17 protein-coding genes and 1 pseudogene are annotated in these 17,845 nt (G+C 30.5%); 5 read left to right on the top strand and 13 right to left on the bottom strand.

The window, feature by feature from the left end; all coding sequences use genetic code 11:
* Positions 1 to 232: 232 nt before the first annotated feature.
* Both sdaAA and sdaAB read right to left on the bottom strand, forming a co-directional pair.
* Positions 233 to 1,102: an L-serine ammonia-lyase, iron-sulfur-dependent, subunit alpha gene (sdaAA, locus tag CLCY_RS11225; protein WP_048571240.1), complete on the bottom strand. Its 870-nt coding sequence runs from the start codon at positions 1,100 to 1,102 to the stop codon at positions 233 to 235.
* Positions 1,103 to 1,140: 38 nt separating this feature from the next.
* Positions 1,141 to 1,566: pseudogene (sdaAB, locus tag CLCY_RS11230) on the bottom strand (L-serine ammonia-lyase, iron-sulfur-dependent subunit beta); the annotation flags it as partial.
* A gap of 170 nt (positions 1,567 to 1,736) precedes the next feature.
* Between sdaAB and CLCY_RS11235 the strand changes: the two are divergent.
* Positions 1,737 to 2,213, top strand: a complete 477-nt coding sequence (locus CLCY_RS11235; protein ID WP_048571242.1) for a hypothetical protein — start codon at positions 1,737 to 1,739, stop codon at positions 2,211 to 2,213.
* Between the two features lie 64 nt (positions 2,214 to 2,277).
* Here the strand turns inward: CLCY_RS11235 and CLCY_RS11240 are convergent, their stop codons facing one another.
* Genes CLCY_RS11240 through CLCY_RS11250 form a run of 3 tightly spaced genes read right to left on the bottom strand, consistent with a single transcriptional unit; the run spans position 2,278 to position 5,896 of the window.
* The gene (locus CLCY_RS11240; protein WP_048571243.1) at positions 2,278 to 3,129 is read right to left on the bottom strand and encodes a YitT family protein; all 852 of its coding nucleotides are present in this window, start codon (positions 3,127 to 3,129) and stop codon (positions 2,278 to 2,280) included.
* 27 nt (positions 3,130 to 3,156) lie between these two features.
* Positions 3,157 to 4,506 carry a TldD/PmbA family protein gene (locus tag CLCY_RS11245; protein ID WP_048571244.1) on the bottom strand — a complete coding sequence of 450 codons (1,350 nt, stop codon included), beginning with the start codon at positions 4,504 to 4,506 and terminating at the stop codon, positions 3,157 to 3,159.
* Positions 4,507 to 4,516: 10 nt separating this feature from the next.
* Positions 4,517 to 5,896, bottom strand: a complete 1,380-nt coding sequence (locus CLCY_RS11250; RefSeq protein WP_048571245.1) for a TldD/PmbA family protein — start codon at positions 5,894 to 5,896, stop codon at positions 4,517 to 4,519.
* A 241-nt stretch (positions 5,897 to 6,137) separates the two neighbouring features.
* Here CLCY_RS11250 and CLCY_RS11255 point away from each other — a divergent pair, with 241 nt between their 5' ends.
* The gene (locus tag CLCY_RS11255; RefSeq protein WP_048571246.1) at positions 6,138 to 6,686 is read left to right on the top strand and encodes a cob(I)yrinic acid a,c-diamide adenosyltransferase; all 549 of its coding nucleotides are present in this window, start codon (positions 6,138 to 6,140) and stop codon (positions 6,684 to 6,686) included.
* A gap of 35 nt (positions 6,687 to 6,721) precedes the next feature.
* Here the strand turns inward: CLCY_RS11255 and CLCY_RS11260 are convergent, their stop codons facing one another.
* From CLCY_RS11260 to CLCY_RS11270, 3 genes are all read right to left on the bottom strand, one after another.
* Positions 6,722 to 8,377 carry a nucleoside kinase gene (locus CLCY_RS11260; protein ID WP_048571247.1) on the bottom strand — a complete coding sequence of 552 codons (1,656 nt, stop codon included), beginning with the start codon at positions 8,375 to 8,377 and terminating at the stop codon, positions 6,722 to 6,724.
* A gap of 62 nt (positions 8,378 to 8,439) precedes the next feature.
* Positions 8,440 to 10,095 (bottom strand): nucleoside kinase, encoded by a 1,656-nt coding sequence (locus CLCY_RS11265; RefSeq protein ID WP_048571248.1) that lies wholly within the window; start codon positions 10,093 to 10,095, stop codon positions 8,440 to 8,442.
* Between the two features lie 146 nt (positions 10,096 to 10,241).
* Positions 10,242 to 11,315, bottom strand: a complete 1,074-nt coding sequence (locus CLCY_RS11270) for an SMI1/KNR4 family protein (RefSeq protein WP_048571249.1) — start codon at positions 11,313 to 11,315, stop codon at positions 10,242 to 10,244.
* A gap of 202 nt (positions 11,316 to 11,517) precedes the next feature.
* On the opposite strand from CLCY_RS11270, the gene CLCY_RS11275 reads away from it, so the two are divergent.
* The 3 genes from CLCY_RS11275 to fba all read left to right on the top strand — a co-directional run bounded on the left by CLCY_RS11275 (position 11,518) and on the right by fba (position 13,616).
* Positions 11,518 to 12,207 (top strand): DUF421 domain-containing protein, encoded by a 690-nt coding sequence (locus tag CLCY_RS11275; protein WP_048571250.1) that lies wholly within the window; start codon positions 11,518 to 11,520, stop codon positions 12,205 to 12,207.
* Positions 12,191 to 12,583 carry a DUF4363 family protein gene (locus CLCY_RS11280; protein WP_048571251.1) on the top strand — a complete coding sequence of 131 codons (393 nt, stop codon included), beginning with the start codon at positions 12,191 to 12,193 and terminating at the stop codon, positions 12,581 to 12,583. The genes CLCY_RS11275 and CLCY_RS11280 overlap by 17 nt, the downstream gene beginning before the upstream one ends.
* 103 nt (positions 12,584 to 12,686) lie before the next feature.
* Positions 12,687 to 13,616, top strand: a complete 930-nt coding sequence (fba, locus tag CLCY_RS11285; protein ID WP_048571252.1) for a class II fructose-1,6-bisphosphate aldolase — start codon at positions 12,687 to 12,689, stop codon at positions 13,614 to 13,616.
* A 30-nt stretch (positions 13,617 to 13,646) separates the two neighbouring features.
* On the opposite strand, the gene CLCY_RS11290 is transcribed toward fba, so the two are convergent.
* The 5 genes from CLCY_RS11290 to CLCY_RS11310 all read right to left on the bottom strand — a co-directional run bounded on the left by CLCY_RS11290 (position 13,647) and on the right by CLCY_RS11310 (position 17,783).
* The gene (locus tag CLCY_RS11290; RefSeq protein WP_048571253.1) at positions 13,647 to 14,576 is read right to left on the bottom strand and encodes a diguanylate cyclase; all 930 of its coding nucleotides are present in this window, start codon (positions 14,574 to 14,576) and stop codon (positions 13,647 to 13,649) included.
* A gap of 26 nt (positions 14,577 to 14,602) precedes the next feature.
* Entirely contained in the window at positions 14,603 to 15,631 is a 1,029-nt protein-coding gene (locus CLCY_RS11295) for a nucleoid-associated protein (RefSeq protein ID WP_048571254.1), read from the bottom strand.
* Positions 15,632 to 15,806: 175 nt separating this feature from the next.
* Positions 15,807 to 16,319 carry a hypothetical protein gene (locus CLCY_RS11300; protein ID WP_048571255.1) on the bottom strand — a complete coding sequence of 171 codons (513 nt, stop codon included), beginning with the start codon at positions 16,317 to 16,319 and terminating at the stop codon, positions 15,807 to 15,809.
* 11 nt (positions 16,320 to 16,330) lie between these two features.
* Positions 16,331 to 16,945 (bottom strand): DnaJ domain-containing protein, encoded by a 615-nt coding sequence (locus CLCY_RS11305; protein WP_048571256.1) that lies wholly within the window; start codon positions 16,943 to 16,945, stop codon positions 16,331 to 16,333.
* Positions 16,914 to 17,783 carry a DUF5685 family protein gene (locus tag CLCY_RS11310; RefSeq protein WP_048571257.1) on the bottom strand — a complete coding sequence of 290 codons (870 nt, stop codon included), beginning with the start codon at positions 17,781 to 17,783 and terminating at the stop codon, positions 16,914 to 16,916. Before CLCY_RS11310 ends, CLCY_RS11305 begins: the two co-directional genes overlap by 32 nt.
* Positions 17,784 to 17,845 lie beyond the last annotated feature (62 nt).

Below are 17,845 nucleotides of genomic sequence, written 5' to 3' on the forward strand. Positions count from 1 at the left end.
CAAGTATACCCTTAATTATGTTCAATCAGATTACCAATGTTAAATTGTCTCAAAATTTATAAGTCAAATTTAGTCATATATTGTAGTTATATAATATATTCTAACATATATTATCAATTTTACCATTAATATCGATATTTTCTATGTATATTTATTTAATAAATAATTAACAAAAAAAGACTATAGATTAATAAGTTATTAATCTATAGTCTCAAATAAACTAAGGAATTTATTATTCTCCTAAAATTTCTTTTCTTAGCTTAATACCAGTTGGAGTAGCTGCCATTCCTCCTAGAGCTGTTTCCCTAAGTGTATGTGGAAGAGCTTTTCCTACTTCATACATAGCCTCTACAACCTCATCAAAAGGTACTATACTCTTAACACCTGCGAGTGCTAGGTCAGCTGAAGTTAGTGCATTAACAACACCTGATGAATTTCTTTTAGCACATGGTGCCTCAACAAGTCCCGCAATAGGATCACACACAAGTCCTAAAACATTCTTTATGGCTATACAAGCAGCGTTAAATGACATTTCTGGTGTTCCACCTGCCATCTCAACAATAGCAGCTGCAGACATTGCTGCTGCTGATCCGCACTCTGCTTGGCATCCGCCTTCAGCCCCAGCAACAGTTGCATTTCTAACTATTATTTGACCAATACCTGATGCTGTGAATAAAGCTCTTACCATATCCTCTTCAGATGCCCCTAGAACCTCAGCTGCTGTAATAACAGCTGCTGGAAGTATCCCACATGATCCAGCTGTAGGTGCTGCTACTATCTTACCCATAGCAGCATTAACTTCTGAACATGACAATGCTCTTGCCATTGCTTTATTTATAGTTTCACCGCAAAGTGTTTTCTTAGTTGCATAATCATGTGTTCTCTTAGCGTCTCCTCCAATAAGACCACTTACAGATTTAACTGCTTCGTTTAGCCCCTTATTAGCTGATTCTACCATGATATGTAGATTATTCTTCATTTTTTCGTTTATTTCATCAGTTGTTAGAGAATGTAACTTTGCTTCATACTCTAAAACCAAATCACTTATTTTACAATTTTTTTCTTTAGTCATTTCTAATAACTCTTTACCAGTTGTATACATTAAAATCACCTCGCTTACTTGTTTAGTTCTGAATCTTTATCTATTTTTTCTCCATCTATGTTGGTGATTACCATATTTCCTCCACCAATAGATGATCCTGTTATCGTTTTAGTACTTCCATCATTCATATAGAATACCATCTTAACAGTATTTGGATGTTCATCACCTAAATCAGTTGGAATATATTTAAGTTCTATGCCCTTAGATTCAGCTAACTGAATAGCTGTTCTTAATCTTTCATCATCAGTTTCCATACCAAGTATTCCAGCTGCTAAGGCTCTATCTGTTCCATGCCCCTTATATGTTTCAGCAAATGATCCATGTAGATAAAATTCTACCTTTTTAAAATCTTCGCCTACTACTCCCCTTGCTACTTTTCCAAGTCTTGCTGCCCCTGCAGTATGGGAGCTTGATGGACCGATCATAACTGGTCCTAAAACATCAAAAACACTGTAGTTCTTCATTTTATCCTCCTAATTATTCCCCTAATTATCTTTAACTTTGTACTTGTATTTTACCATTATATCCTGCTTTACTCAATAAAATTATATCTATACATATCGTAAAATTGTATCAATAATCCAATAGCATGCATATTATATATCATATATGCTTTTTATAATTGGAGGTAGTTATGTCAGATATCAAAAATAATAATTCTATTCATTCAGAAAAAAATAGAATGCTCATTTGTCCAAGACTTAACGAATATAATGAAACTATAGATAATCATACTATTTATAATGATTCTTCTCAAGATAGTTTCCCATTTTATGAATATGAATATACACTTAATGAAAATTCAAATGATCCTTTCTCTATAGATAGTGAAGTTAGAGAAGGTGACTTCCACTATAATTTAATGAATAGAAAAATAGGTAATCCAAATCATGATATAGATTCCGATTTCTCTGATAAAATTTTTGGAGATGAAATGCAATATCCAAATAATTTTCAAGTAGAAGTTAATCGTATCCTTAGAAGAATAGAATTTAGTGATCCTAATATTTTCAGATTTTTAGCAACTAAGGGAATTTCATATCCTATGGCTAGAAGGCTAGTTAGGAGAATAATAATTCTAACTCTTAGATATAGTAGAAGCAAGCTCTAAACAATATAAGAGGCTAAAATAGAAGGTTTTTAATCCTTTTATTTTAGCCTCTAATTTTTATAGGTTATATTGATTGCTTTTTAAAGCCACTTCCTTGAACCTCTGAAGCATCTATAATAGTTATAAATGCCGTTGGGTCTACATCTTCAACAATTCTTTTTACTCTCATCAGCTGCTTAAGTGGTACTATACAATATAATACTCTTTTTCTATCTCCAGTATAAGCACCTTCGCCGTAAAGGTATGTTACACCTCTACCTAAAGTACTCATTATTACAGATGATACTTCCGTTTCCTTTTCAGTAACTATAAATAGAAGTTTTTTTCTATCAAGACCATCAATTACTCTATCCATAAGAAGTGTTGTAATATACATTGCCATCAGGGTATATAGAATAATATCTATTCCACTTATAAATGCACCACAGCCAACTATAACAAGATTCATTACAAATGATAGTGTTGATACATTTATACCGGTTCTTTTTTTAAATACTACAGCTATAATATCTATTCCTCCAAGGGAACCTCCATACTTTAGAATTATCCCAAGTCCTACACCTGAAAGGGCCCCTGCATATACGCTAGATAAAATTATATCCTTCGTAAATATATGCTCTGATATTCCCTGTGTTAAAAGTAAGAAAACAGAATTAGATATCATTCCAAGTAAGCTATAAATTATGAAATCTTTATCAACTTCCTTAATACCAAATAAGAAAATCGGTATATTTATCAGAAGAATTAATATACCTGTTGGTATATTTGCTATATATTCTACAATAATAGCTATCCCTGTTACACCACCACTTAAAAGCTTATGTGGGATTATAAATGCATTTACTGCGATTGCTGAAATTAAACTACCGATTAGAATCATTATTATTCTAAGTATAAACTCTTTCTTTGTCTGCATATGTCTCCCCCCTTGCCATATACAAAGTTATTTTCCTGATATGTTCATCTCTTTAATTACTATACTAGGACTTCCATAGCCTCCTGCACCTGATGGTACACTTAGCTTAAAATCTGCTGCAACTTCTTCTACATCTTTTAATAAATTATAAAAGTTTCCTGATATAGTTATTTGCTCAACAGGACCTATAACTTTACCATTTTTAATTAGCTTTCCAAGGGCTGCTAATGAAAAGTCCCCTGAAACAGAATTTGCGCCTGAATGTAATCCTTGAAGTTCTGTTATAAGTATTGTTTCATCAGAATCCTTAATTATATTATCTAAACTTCTTTCCCCTTTTTCAATATATAAATTTGTTGGTGATATATCTACAGGTGATTTATATGATGCTTTAAATCCATTACCAGTAGACTCTACTCCATCCTTTTTCGATGTTTTAATGTTATGTAAGTATGTTTTTAGAATTCCATTTTCAATTAATGTTTTCTTATAGGTTGCAACTCCTTCATCATCAAATGTACATTTTGAGCTACCCTCTTCTAAAAATGGATTATCTATTATATTTATTTTATCTGATGCTATTTTTTCACCTATTTTATTCTTAAGTAGTGATAATCCCTTATGTACTGCATCTGCTGAGAATACTGATGCAAATGTACTAAGGAAATCCGCTGCAGCATCATATCTTAAAATAATCTTATACTTTCCTGTTTTTGGAGTTGTTGCCCCTATTTTAGACACCGTCTCCTCTGTTGCTTCCTTAGCTATTTCTTCGAACTCTAAATCATTATAGGATTCGACCATTTTAAAGCTACTTCCACTTTTAACATCTTCTCCATCTTTAGCAACGAGACTAAGATATGCTATACATATTCCTGATGAATCCTCAAGGTCAAGTCCCTTAGTATTAATTATTCTTCTACTCCCCTTTGCTGTTTGAAGTATACAGTGTTGAACAGATTCAATTCTTTTGTCTATGCTAGACCCTAATTTTTCAAGATCTATAACATTTTTAATTTTTTTCTCAGTATCTACCTCTTTGTATTTACTCTCAAAAGGTTTATGATAATCTGAACTTCCTTCAAAAATAAATTCTTCACCTTTTATTTCAACTTCTTCAATATTATTCTTAGCTGAAATAACTAAATATTCAATGTCTTCCTCTTCAAATTTCTCTGTAAAGGAATAACCCATTTTACCATCAATAATACCTCTAAATGATAGTCCTCTTGAAGTATTAACACTATATGAATCAATTTCTTCACTATAAACTTTTACTTCAAAGCTATCACTATCAACATAGTATATTTCCATTTCTTCAAATCCTAATTCTTTTCCCTTTGAAAATAACTTATTTGAAAAATCCTTAATATTCATACTATCACCTCTACTTTCCGCCACCTACTGTTATATTCTTAACTCTTATTGTAGGTTGACCTACATTTGTAGGAATGCTTCCACTTATAGAACCACACATTCCCTGTCCCATAGAAAGATTATTACCTATCATATCTATATCCATTAGTACTTGGGAACCCTTACCTATTAATGTTGCACCTCTAACAGGTCTATCTATCTTTCCATCTTTTATAAGGTATCCCTCAAGTACGCTAAAGTTAAATTCACCAGTTACAGGATTTACTGAGCCTCCCCCCATGTATTTTGCATATATACCCTCATTTGTTGCGGATATAATCTCCTCTTGAGTGCTTTTACCTGGAGCTATAAATGTATTTGTCATTCTTGAGGTTGGAGCATATTTATAACTTTGTCTTCTTGAGTTCCCTGTAGCCTCCATACCCATTCTTCTGCCATTTAACTTATCTATCATATATCCCTTTAACACACCATTTTCTATTAGTATATTTCTTCTTCCTTTATTTCCTTCATCATCTATACTAATTGATCCCCATTCATTTGGAATTGATCCATCATCAATCGCAGTAAGAATAGGTGATGCTATTTTTTCTCCTAATTTACCTGAAAAAACAGAGTGCCCCTTTGCAACTGATGTTGCTTCTAGGGAGTGTCCACATGCCTCATGGAATATAACTCCTCCGAAACCATTATCTATTACTACATCCATATTACCTGATGGACATTTATCAGCATGAAGCATTGTAAGAGCTATTCTTGATGCTTCCTTTGCATACCACTCAACATCAGTATGATCAAAAAACTCAAAGCCCATTGACTTTCCTGGTCCAAAGAACCCTGTTTGATTCTCAACTCCATCTGATGCAACAGATTGAATAGCTATTCTGGTTCTACATCTTCTATCATTTGTTATTAATCCCTCTGAGTTTGCTATATATACTTTTTTATCATTATCAGCGTACCTAGCTGTAACTTGAACTATTTCACTTGAATAATCCTTTGCTGCCTTATATGCTTCTTTTATTTTGTCTACTTTCTTCCCAATTACAATATCCTCTGGCAAATGAATTATCGGATTAATATTATTGTTATTTCTTATAACTAGGTCTTTTAAATCTGCTCCACTTCCTTTAATAGCACTTGCAGCATCCCTTGCACATTTTAATAAGCCTTCTCTAGTAACATTATTAGTATGCACATAAACGGATTTTAGACCTGAAAAAATTCTAATACCTGCTCCAAATGTTTTTCCTGATAGAACATCCTCTACCTTACCATTTGTTATTACCGCTGTGTTTATTTTCTCTTCTTCTATGTATATTTCCCCAAAGTCTGCACCTGTACTTAATGCTTCTTTTAGTATTTCATGACTTAAATCCTTTTCTATCATTACCACACCTCCATAATAAAATAATAATATTAAGACTATATTAAGTTAATATTATATATATAGATAAATTAACCTTCCTAATATATTATTTTCATTTATTTAAAATCATAAACTTAAATTCCATAATTTATTTAACATTTATTTTATCATATTATATCAAATAATTGTGTTAAGTATTCATCGACTAATAACACTTTATATTATAAAATAATTCTAACAAATATTCACTGGAGGAGATAATATGTGGAAAGTTTACACAAAAACAGGAGACAGTGGGTTAACCTCAACTGCTAAAAATACAAGGATACCTAAAGACAGTATTTTAATTGAACTTCAAGGAGGCATAGATGAAATTAATGCTAGCATTGGATATTTAAGAAGTCTTATTTATCCTAAGAATAATTTTCATAGCATAGATAAAGAATTAAAAGAAATACAACATACTATATTTCTTCTTGGAAGTGAAGTCTCTTTTAATTTAGAAAAGACATTTGTTAACAGTGAACATATTTCTTTTTTAGAAAATAGAATTGACTTTATGACTAATATATCTCCAGAACTTAACTCCTTTATTTACTGTAGTGGCACAACTGAATCTACATATTCCCATGTTATAAGAACTATTATTAGGCGCGTTGAGAGATGTTTTGTCACGGTTTTAAGAGAACTTAATCAAAATACTTATCCCCATAGTTATATGTATGTTAATCGACTTTCAGATTACTTTTTCGCTCTTGGTAGATATATTAATTCTATAGACGGCTTCCTTGAAGAGCCACTAACTATATAAAAAGCTATATAGGGTCTTCCCTATATAGCTTTTTATTAATCTTCAAAACAGCTTTTACCTATAAATTCTTTAATAATAGAGTTTTGAGGAATAAATTTTTCCTCTGCCTCTTTAAAACATAATATTATATCCAAAAGTCTTCTAGCCTCTATATATGAAGGACTTTCCTTAGACACAGATTCTAAAAGTGGTTCAACATACTTTCTAAGTATACTCATTTCATACATAACTGTTGAGTTAAACATAGCATCTGCTTCTTCTTGATATGGAAATACGCTTTCAGTTTCTACCTTATCAACATTTGACCAAATACTTAGAACTTCCTCTGGGTTTACGCCCTTCACTTTATTATCCTTAATCAGTCTTCTACATCTTCTAACATCTTTAGGTTCTATAATATTATGATTATCAATGTTTAACTGTGTAAGAGCACTTACGTATATCTTAAATTTATTTTCTCTTTGAACTGACTCAACTAATACTTTATTGAGAGCATGCATACCCTCAACAATAAGTATTGTATTATCCTTCATTTTATATTTTCTATCTTCTTCAACTCTTGATCCTTTTATAAAATCAAATCTTGGGATATTCACCTCTTCCCCATCTAGAAGCGATTTTATATGCTCATTAAGTAGTTCTATATCATAGGCTTCTATAGCTTCAAAATTATATTTTCCTTCCTCATCTACCGGAATATATCTTCTATCTATAGAATAATCCTCCAGTGATATAATATATGGTTTTAATCCTAAAAGTCTTAACTGAATAGAAAGTCTTTTAGAAAATGTAGTTTTCCCAGAAGATGAAGGTCCAGCTACCATAACAAGTTTTATTTTTTCCTTACAACTGAATATTTTATCTGCAATTAAACCTATCTTTTTTTCATGTAATGATTCTGAAACCAAAATTATATCATTTATGCCTTTAGAAATAACTTTGTCATTTAAATCTCCTATATTAGAGACACCAACAATGTCTGATACTCTTTGAGTTTCTTCAAATATTTTTACAAGATTTGGTGAGTCTTTAAATTCTGGTAGTGTAAAGTTACTACCTTTTCTTGGACTCATTAGAATGAATCCTTCTCCATTTTTAAATAAGTCATATATCTTTAGGTATCCTGTTGAAATAAGCATTACACCATAAAAATAATCATAAAACTCTCCACATTTATAAAGACTTATATATGGTAAATCTATATACTTTAACCCTTGTAGCTTATCTTCCATACCATTATCTTCGAATATTTTTACAGCTTCAGACTTTTTAAACTTTATTTTCTCAATTTCCAAATCACTTTCAATGATTTCATTCATTTTTTCCTTTATTGACTTAACTTTTTCTTCTGAAATACCCTCTATATTTTCTATTTCTCCATATAAACCTCTGCTAAATGAGTTTTTAAGTATAACCTTTGCATCAGGATATAAGTTTTTAACTGCTTTTACAAAAACAAAAATAAGGGTTCTTAAATATGCTGATGCACCTAAATCATCTTTCATTCTAAGAGGCTTGATATTTACATCATAGTGAATCTTTTTAGAAAGATCTTCTACTTCTTCTCCATCAAGTATTGCTATAAAAGGTTCATCTATATCCTTTTTACAACCTAATATTTCAAAAATACTTGCACCTTCTTCAAATTCCCTTATATCTCCTCCTGGTAAACAGGCTTTTTTAAATTCCATGTAACTCCCACCTTTTATCCGTTTAATTTTTAAAACATAAAATGTATTAAAGCTCGTATTTTCTAATGTTCAAAGCAACCTCCACCTATAAACTCCTTTATTATCGAATTAGGAGGTATATTAGCTTCAGGTGCTACTTTAAAGTATGAGATAACATCTAGTAGTCTTTTAGCTTCTATATAAGCTGGATTTTCTTTAGGTATAGCCTCTAAAAGTGGCTGAACATATTTTCTAAGAATGCTCATTTCATATATAACCGTTGAGTTAAACATAGCATCTGCTTCTTCTTGATATGGGAATATATTTTTTTCTTCCCCTCTTCTAACTGATGACCATCCTAAAATTGTAGTTTCAGCATTTCTACCTCTTGTTTCATGGTCTCTTACTATTCTTCTTAGTAGTCTTACATCTGTTGTAGGCATTCTGTTATGATCATCAATATTTAATTGAGTAAGGGCACTTATATATATTTTAAATTTATTATCTCTAGGAACAGATTCTGTTAACACTTCATTTAGCCCATGTATTCCCTCAATTACTATTATTGTATCTTCTTTAAGTCTAAATCTTTTCCCACTATCTATTCTATTCCCTGTTAAAAAATCGAACTTCGGAAGGCTAATTTCTCCTCCATCTAAAAGTATTGATAAGTGTTCATTAAATAACTTAACATCCAATGCACCTATACTTTCAAAGTCATATTGTCCATCTTCATCTCTTGGAGTATGTTCTCTATCAACAAAGTAGTCATCTAAAGAAATAGTATATGGGTCAAATCCTAATAATCTTAACTGTATAGAAAGCCTCTTAGAAAATGTTGTTTTACCAGATGATGATGGTCCTGCAATTGCGACTAATTTTATTTTATCCTTATTTTCACATATTTTATCTGCGATACTTCCAATTTTCTTTTCATGAAGTGCCTCAGAAACTAATATTAGATCCTTAATTTCTCCTGAATCAACTTTATCATTTAATGCACCTACATCTGCTACATCAAGAATATTAGCAATTGCTTGTGTTTCATCAAAAACCTTTGCAAGCTTTGGAACATCCACAAACTTTGGAAGTTTATAGTCTGTCTTCTGTTTTGGACTCATTAATATAAATCCTTTACCATATTTAAATAGGTCGTATAAGGTTAAGTATCCTGTGGAAGATAACATTGTTCCATAGAAATAATCATAGAAGCTGCCACACTTGTAAAGACTTATATAAGATAAATCTAAATGACTAAGTAGTCTTAATTTATCCTTCATTCCATATTCTTTAAATATTTTTTCAGCTTCACCTTTTTTTACTCTTATTTTTTCTATCTCTATATCACGATTAATTATCTCAAACATCTTACTTTTTATTTCTTCTATTTTCTCATCTGTAATTTCACCTATATTTTCTATTTCTCCATAAAGTCCCTTGTTCAATGAGTGTTTTAGAATAACTCTTGATTTTGGGTATATATTTTTCACAGCTTTTATAAGTACAAATGTTAATGTCCTAAGATAAGCTTTAGCCCCAAGACTTCTTTCCATACCTATAGGCTTTATATTTGCATCACAATGCATTCTTTTAGAAAGGTCAACTACCTCTTCACCATCTACTATTGCTATTAAGGGCTCTTTTATGTCTTTTTCACATTTTAATATATCAATAATACTATCTCCCGCTTCAAATTCTATTACTTCTCCACCGGAAATATATGCTTTCTTCAAATCCATGAAATTTCCTCCTTATTTAAGCCACGTAATTTAAAAATTTCCTTACACATTATAATATGACAGAAATTCTATATATGTACATATTTATATTCTATAATTATTCTATATATAACAAAAAACTCCTACTTACATAGGAGTCCCAACCTTTATTTCATAAGCTTTATGTCCTGTTCTATTAACTTAGATAAATACATAATTCCACCTTCCTTAGTACAGTTTAAAGCTTCCCTTAAAATATCTTTACATATTATGTTATCATCACAACAATAAATTGCATTAGCATACTCTCTTAAAGCCTCGTTATATTTGCCTTCCTTCTTAAGTCTTTCTGCAAGTTCTAACCTAAGAATTAGACTATATGGGTCTCTCCCCATAACTAATGCGTTTTCAATAAAATTGTCAAAGGATATATCCCTCTCACTTAAATAAAATGCTAGATTTCTATGAACATCTTGAGGAATATCCATGTAATCTTCCTCCCAATAACTATACCCAGTTAAAATTAAAGATGTTTTTATTCCTTTAAGAATTTCAGTCTTTCCCTCATTTATTCCTTTTCCTAAATAATGTTTTCCTAGGATATAATATGGAGCTGTATAGAAACTACAAATATTCTTTGCCCTAGTTAAATACTCTTTAGCCTCTTCCATATTAGAATTTATAAGATGCTTCCCAAGATAACACAAGCTTTGAAGTGCTTTGGGGTCAAATTCAATCATTAGCCTATGGTAATCTATTTGATTTTTAATGGTTTTTACTTTTTCCATATCGAAGTTATATTCACTGCATAGTATATTGCATCTTTCGATACTTTCTTTACTTAGTCTAACACTTTCTTCAAATCCTAATTCATCACTTGAAACGATAGTAGAAAAATAATCATCTAAAATACACCTATATATAAATGCTTTAAAAGTTTTACAAAGTATAATGAAGTTTTTAGTCTCATGTAACCATATGCCTACAAAATAATCATCTTTATTTTCCCCATATCTATAAAAACAATAATAATCTCCGTTTCCAATACTTCCAAAGGGAAAAAGATGAAAGTCCATTTTACCATAAACCCTTACAAGATTATTGATTATATTATCAACATAATCAAAGTTACAACTTCCAAAGTGGCAGTCTCCTCCAAACTTAGCCATAAACTTCTTAAAATCATCTGGCAGAAAATATCCATACTTCATTTCAAACTTTTCGAATCTAAATCTATTCATAAAGTTTAGCCCTTTCTTTCTTAATTTAAATTGTAATTTATTATAATGCCTTCATATAAAAGTCTAACTCTTACGACTAAATACCTGTAGTATAAGTTTATATTTTGTTATTTATAATATATTCATAAAATTTCATAAAATAATCTAAATTATATTTAAATAATTTTCTATCTAATAGCCACAATAATATAGAGGTGATTTTATGGTTATATTTTTTAGGGCTGTTATTTTATATGTATTCGTAATTATATCAATGCGTATAATGGGTAAACGTCAAATAGGTGAACTTCAACCCTATGAATTAGTAACTGCAATAATGCTCTCAGAACTTGCAGCACTTCCAATGCAGGATATAGGAATACCTTTAATTCATGGGATTATACCTATTATAACACTTATTATTTTAGAGGTTTTATGTTCATACCTTACTTTAAAATTTCAACCACTAAGAAAAGTTATGTGCGGAGTTCCAAGTATAATTATTAAAGAGGGTAAAATTATTGAGAGTGAACTTAGAAAACAAAGATTTAATCTTGATGATCTTATGGAAGAACTACGTTTAATGGGTTACATAGATCTTGCAGACATAGAATATGCTATTATGGAAACTAGCGGTAAACTTAGCATTGTTCCTGTTTATTCTAAAACTCCAGTTACTAAAGAAGACCTTAAACTTGTAGGAGATGATCCAACTCTTCCAATAAGCATTATTTTAGATGGTAAAATAAATCATCATAATCTTAAAATAGCAGGCTATGATGAAAAATGGATATATAAGAAGCTACAAGAAAATGAAATAGAAGATCCAAATGATGTACTTGTAGCCATAATTGATTCTACTAGAAAATTATATATACAAAAAAGGGGTGAAGAAGATGAAGGTAAACATTAAAACAATTTTAGGCTTACTCGCTGCAACCTTACTTTTATTTATCGGAACCCTTTGGATGGGAAATTATCTTAATAAAAGCTCGAGCTCTATGCTTGAAAAAGTTAAAAAAATTGAGCTTAACCTTCTGCAAAATGATCTTAAATCAGCAGTAAAAAATGCAGAAGAGCTTAACGAGGAATGGAAAGAACTCGAAGATAAATGGAACCTTCTAACAAACCACCATGAGATTGATAATATAACAACCTCCTTAAAGAATACAATCGAATTTATAAAGTTTAATGATATTCCAAATTCTATGGCAAATCTAGAATCTCTAAGACATTATATTGAACATATTCCTGAAATGGAGAAGCCTAATTCAAGAAATATCCTTTAAAGTTATAATTATCTAATCTATTGAATTTTAAATTATATATGTTAAAATAAAATATAAATAATCGATATATGTGTTACACTATTTCCTAAGGAGGACTATAATTATGCCACTTATTACATCAAGTGAAATGTTCAAAAATGCCTATAAAGGTGGATATGCTGTTGGAGCATTTAACGTAAATAATATGGAAATTATTCAAGGTATCATTGAAGCTGCCAAGGAAGAAAAATCACCTTTAATACTTCAGGTTTCAGCTGGTGCTAGAAAATATGCTAATCCAATTTATCTTAGAAAACTTGTAGAAGCTGCTGTAGAGGACTCTGATCTTCCTATATGCCTTCACCTTGATCACGGTGAAGACTTCGAAATATGCAAAGCATGTATAGATAATGGATTTACATCAGTTATGATAGACGGTTCTAAGCATCCATTTGAAGAAAATATTAGACTAACTAAGGAAGTTGTTGAATATGCTCATGCAAGGGGCGTAGTAGTTGAAGCTGAACTAGGTAGGCTAGCTGGAGTTGAAGATGCTGTATCTGTATCAGCTAAGGATGCAACTTATACTGATCCAGCTCAAGCAGTTGAGTTCGTAGAAAGAACAGGTGTTGATTCACTAGCAATTGCTATTGGAACAAGTCATGGAGCATATAAGTTCAAAGGTGAACCATCATTAGATTTTGAAAGACTTCAAGAAATCTCAAGTAGACTTGAAGGATTCCCACTTGTTCTTCATGGAGCATCAAGTGTTATGCCTGAATTTGTTGCTAAATGTAATGAATTTGGTGGAGAACTTCCTGGTGCTAAGGGAGTTCCTGAGGATATGCTTAGACGTGCTGCTTCAATGGGAGTTTGTAAAATAAATATTGATACTGACCTAAGACTTGCTATGACAGCTACTATAAGAGAATACCTAACAAAGAATCCTGCTGAATTTGATCCTAGAAAATACCTAGGGCCAGCAAGAGATGCAATTAAGGGTATTGTTTCACATAAAATTAAAAATGTACTTGGTTCAAGTAATACACTATAAAAAAGGAACTGGCAAAAGCCAGTTCTTTTTTTATAGTGTGTTACTAACTGTGACTTTATTCTTTCCTTCTTTTTTAGATAGATATAGCATATTATCTGCTTTTTTAATAAATTTTTCAAACTCTGAGTTTATTTCTTCCAATGATATTTCTGAAATACACACCCCAACACTTATAGTTACCATAAATCCACATGGACAACTTTTCTCACATACCCTACGTATATTTTCAGCTATGCTTGAAGCATCTTTATATTCTTTATCTATGACTACTAAGAACTCTTCGCCCCCAAATCTAACTACGACTCCCCTACTTCCAACTATATCTTTACATATTTTAGCTAACTCTTTTAACACCTTATCTCCAACTAAATGTCCATAGGTATCGTTTACAGATTTAAAATTATCTATATCAATCATTATAGTTGACAATCCAATATGCCTTTTTGTTGTTCCATTTATTAAATTATTAATATATTCGTTTATAAATGATCTGTTATTTGCCCCGGTAAGCATGTCTGTTATTGCAATATTCTTTATTATTTTATTAGCCTCCTGAAGTTCACTATTCTTCTTAATAAGTTCTTTTTGAAGCCTAGCGCTGCGAAGCTGTACATTTAACCTTGCAATAAATTCTAGCGAGCTATGTGGCTTTTTTATATAATCATCTGCCCCTGAATTAAGTGCCTTTATTACACTCTCTTCATCCTCCATTGATGTTAACATTATTACAGGTATGGTATTTGTAGATTCCTTGATTTTTCTGCAGCATTCATATCCATCTATTCCTGATAAAATTACATCCAATATAACAATATCGTATTTTTTATAAACTTCATTTTCTAAAGCTTCCTCTGCAGTTTTTACCCACTTTGTAACATACCCATTTTTCACTAGTAAATCTCTAGTAATTCTACCCTGTAATTTGCAATCCTCAACTAAAATTACCCTCGCACCTTTCATACAAATTCCCCCAAGACCCTAAAGCACTATTGTTTTTCAAAATAATTTCTAATTTGCCTAATTATTATGTCTATAGTCCCATCACCATTTCTTTTTATTTGAAATCTGTTAATGTCATTATATGCATCAGAATTAATGTATATTTCCATGTCCTTATCTATTTTCAGCTTCTTTCTCTTTAATTTTTTATCTACCCATTCCTTGTCAATTTCTATTTTTTCTGCTTTTAGTCCTTCTTCTTTAAGTGTATCAATATAGTTTTCTGCCATCTCATCATTACCAAGTATACCAGTTGCAATTTCTTTTATATCTATAAAATCTTCATTTCTAAGAGCTTCTCCTATTTCTCGTCTAACTTCTTCAGCTTTTCCTGCATCTTCTTTAAGATTTTCTCTAACCCACTTTTCAGAAGATTTAACAAAGTTCTTTGTAAAGTCCCTTTTATCATCAATTAAAGTACATTTTAGCATCTCATCAGTAAATGTATTAAGATTTTTAGCATCCTTTTCTTGTTTGGTAGGTCTATTTACTACAAGGAGTTCCCCATTATCATCTTCAAAGTTAATAAGTGCACATTTTTGTAATCTTTGCATTGTATCAGGCAGTCCTATATATTGGGTTTTTATATCTATTACCATCTTCTCATTTTCATAGTCAATTGAGTGAATAAAAGTTTTGTTATATATCATTTTCATTATAGCAAGCATCTTACCGTACTCACTTTCAAACTTTACAATTAGAAGATCCCCTGATGGAATTAATCCACAGGATTTAGATAAATTAAAAAAAGCCTTCGCAATTTCATTAGAAGATTCTATAAATTTATCTTCATCATATATTGCACTTCTACATATATTTTCAATATTATTACTTCCATTAAACTTAGCATACTTAGCTTCTTCATCTGAGGATGCCTTAGCGATATGTTTTCCAATAAAATCTAAAGTTTCATCAGTAAGATATAAATCTCTTTGATTTAATATAGGTTCCTCCATAGAATTATCTATAATATGAATTATCGCTCTATTAACAGTAATATTCCTAATGTTTCTCATATATTTCTTCCCCTTATCAAATTGTAAAACAACCTATAGTATTGATTATAAAATTAATTTTTTCATCATTCAATACATTTTACAAATTTAGAATTATTTTACATATATTTTCTTTTGTCACCTAAAATTGTATAAAATTTAGAGAAGTATAATTATACTTCTCTAAATATAATGATTAATATTTTAATCTTTTTAGTATCCTATCTTCAATAAAAATTATAAACTTAGTAAAAGCAAAGTCAAAAATATATAAAATTACCTGAAAAGATATAAATAATCCTATTGCTAAATAACTACTTTTAAATAGTGGTCCAAGATTTACTAAACCTGCATAGATAAAGTATGCAAATATTAATAAAATATTAAAAACTGTATATTTAATTATATACTCTATAAGAGGTTTAAACCTTTCTGCTACTAACTTTACAAATGGATAAATTCCAAAGATAATATATACTCCAATATATAATTTATTTGGTACAATTAAAAATCCCAAAGTAGCTGAGGCTAGATATACTATTACACCAGGCCTTATGCCTCCTTTAATATATGGAATTGACCCTAAAATTATAGATAGTGCCATAAAAAACATTTTATTAGTTATGATAATTGTACCTAAGTAAAGAAATATAACTATCAAAGCTACAGATATCCCACCTAAGACTATGTCTTGTGACTTTACCCTCATTTTTTTCCTCCTTAGCAGCAGGAAATTATATCTCCTCCGCAACATTCACAACAACTATCCGCACAGCATAAACACGTGCATGTGTCACAGCAACCCATTCCTGATGCTGATGTTCTCTTATAATGATTGTTTGCATAGCGATTATTTGCATACTTTAAGTTATTAAGTGCTGCCCTATATTCTGCACTTGATGGTTCCATATTTGAGGCTGTACTAATATCTTCATATGCCTGTGAATACCAACCTTTTTTCATGTTAATTACCCCTCGCAGATAAAACCATTCTGCATTTTTTATAGATATCCCTGCAAGTTCCCTTTCAGCCGCTGATAAATTATTAGTATTAATATATTGTCTTACTCTTTGAAATACATATGTCCCCTCAGAGGTAGAACTATGTGAACTAGAATATCCTGAATAGGAACTTTCTGAGCTATTTGATGAATTCTTTGTAAGCACATCATAGGCTTCATTTATTTCTCTCATTTTTTCCTGTGCTAAATCCTTTAACTCATTATTTGTATGTCTATCTGGGTGATATTTCTTTACAAGATCTCTATATGCTTTTTTTATTTCTTCTTGACTTGCACCTTGTTTAAGCCCTAATACTTCGTACGGATTTTTCACTACAACATCCTCCTCTTAAAACCTTGGTAGTTTGTCTGTCGAGTCCAAGGTAAATTATGTTATCAAGTATATCTTTATTTTTCTTAATATCAATAAGGTCAAAGGCACTAGACGCCTCACTTAAACATCTTATAAGTGTAAATTCAATATTATCAATTATTCTACTTTTAAAAGATTTTACATCCTCACTTGTTTTGTAATTAAACCTATACAAAAGTGGATTATAATTTCCTTTTTTAACGTCCTTTTCAATATCATCAAATGCGTCTAAAATATAAATCCATTTACCAATGTTATATCCTAAAACCCTAAGTGGAGCCGAATTGCCATGAATATCGAAAATCTCCTCACAAATTTTAGCAAAGTCATGGGAAATTTCATCTAAGCTAGAACATTTTTCTCTTTCTAGTTTATGTGTATTTAGTAAGTAATTATCTATAGTTTTTATTTTACTCTCTATATCACTAGTTATGTTTTTTGAACTTATAATTTTAGAAAATATCAGAGAAACATAGCTCTTATCATCTTTAAAATTATCTATAAGCTTTCTATTACTTAGTATTATATTCATATGCGCTGCATATTCAATGTACTTATTAGTATTAACAATGTTAACCCTATTAAATTTATATGGACAAAACTTTTTATATGTAATATCAGTATCTAAGTATATTGAAGATAATAAAAGGGATAAAAAGGTCATATCATAGGTTAATGTTACCTTTGATATGTAGGATTTCTTCCCAATCTCATTACATAATCCACAATAATATGATCTAAATACTTCAAACTCTCTTATTCTTAACTCATCTTTTAATGGTACTACATATCCAAACATCTTTATCTTCCCTTCCAACCATATAGATATTTTAACATATTAGGCTATAATATAAAGTGAAA

Origin of the sequence: Clostridium cylindrosporum DSM 605, from assembly GCF_001047375.1 — a bacterium.
GTDB classification, from domain to species: domain Bacteria; phylum Bacillota; class Clostridia; order Clostridiales; family Caloramatoraceae; genus Clostridium_AB; species Clostridium_AB cylindrosporum.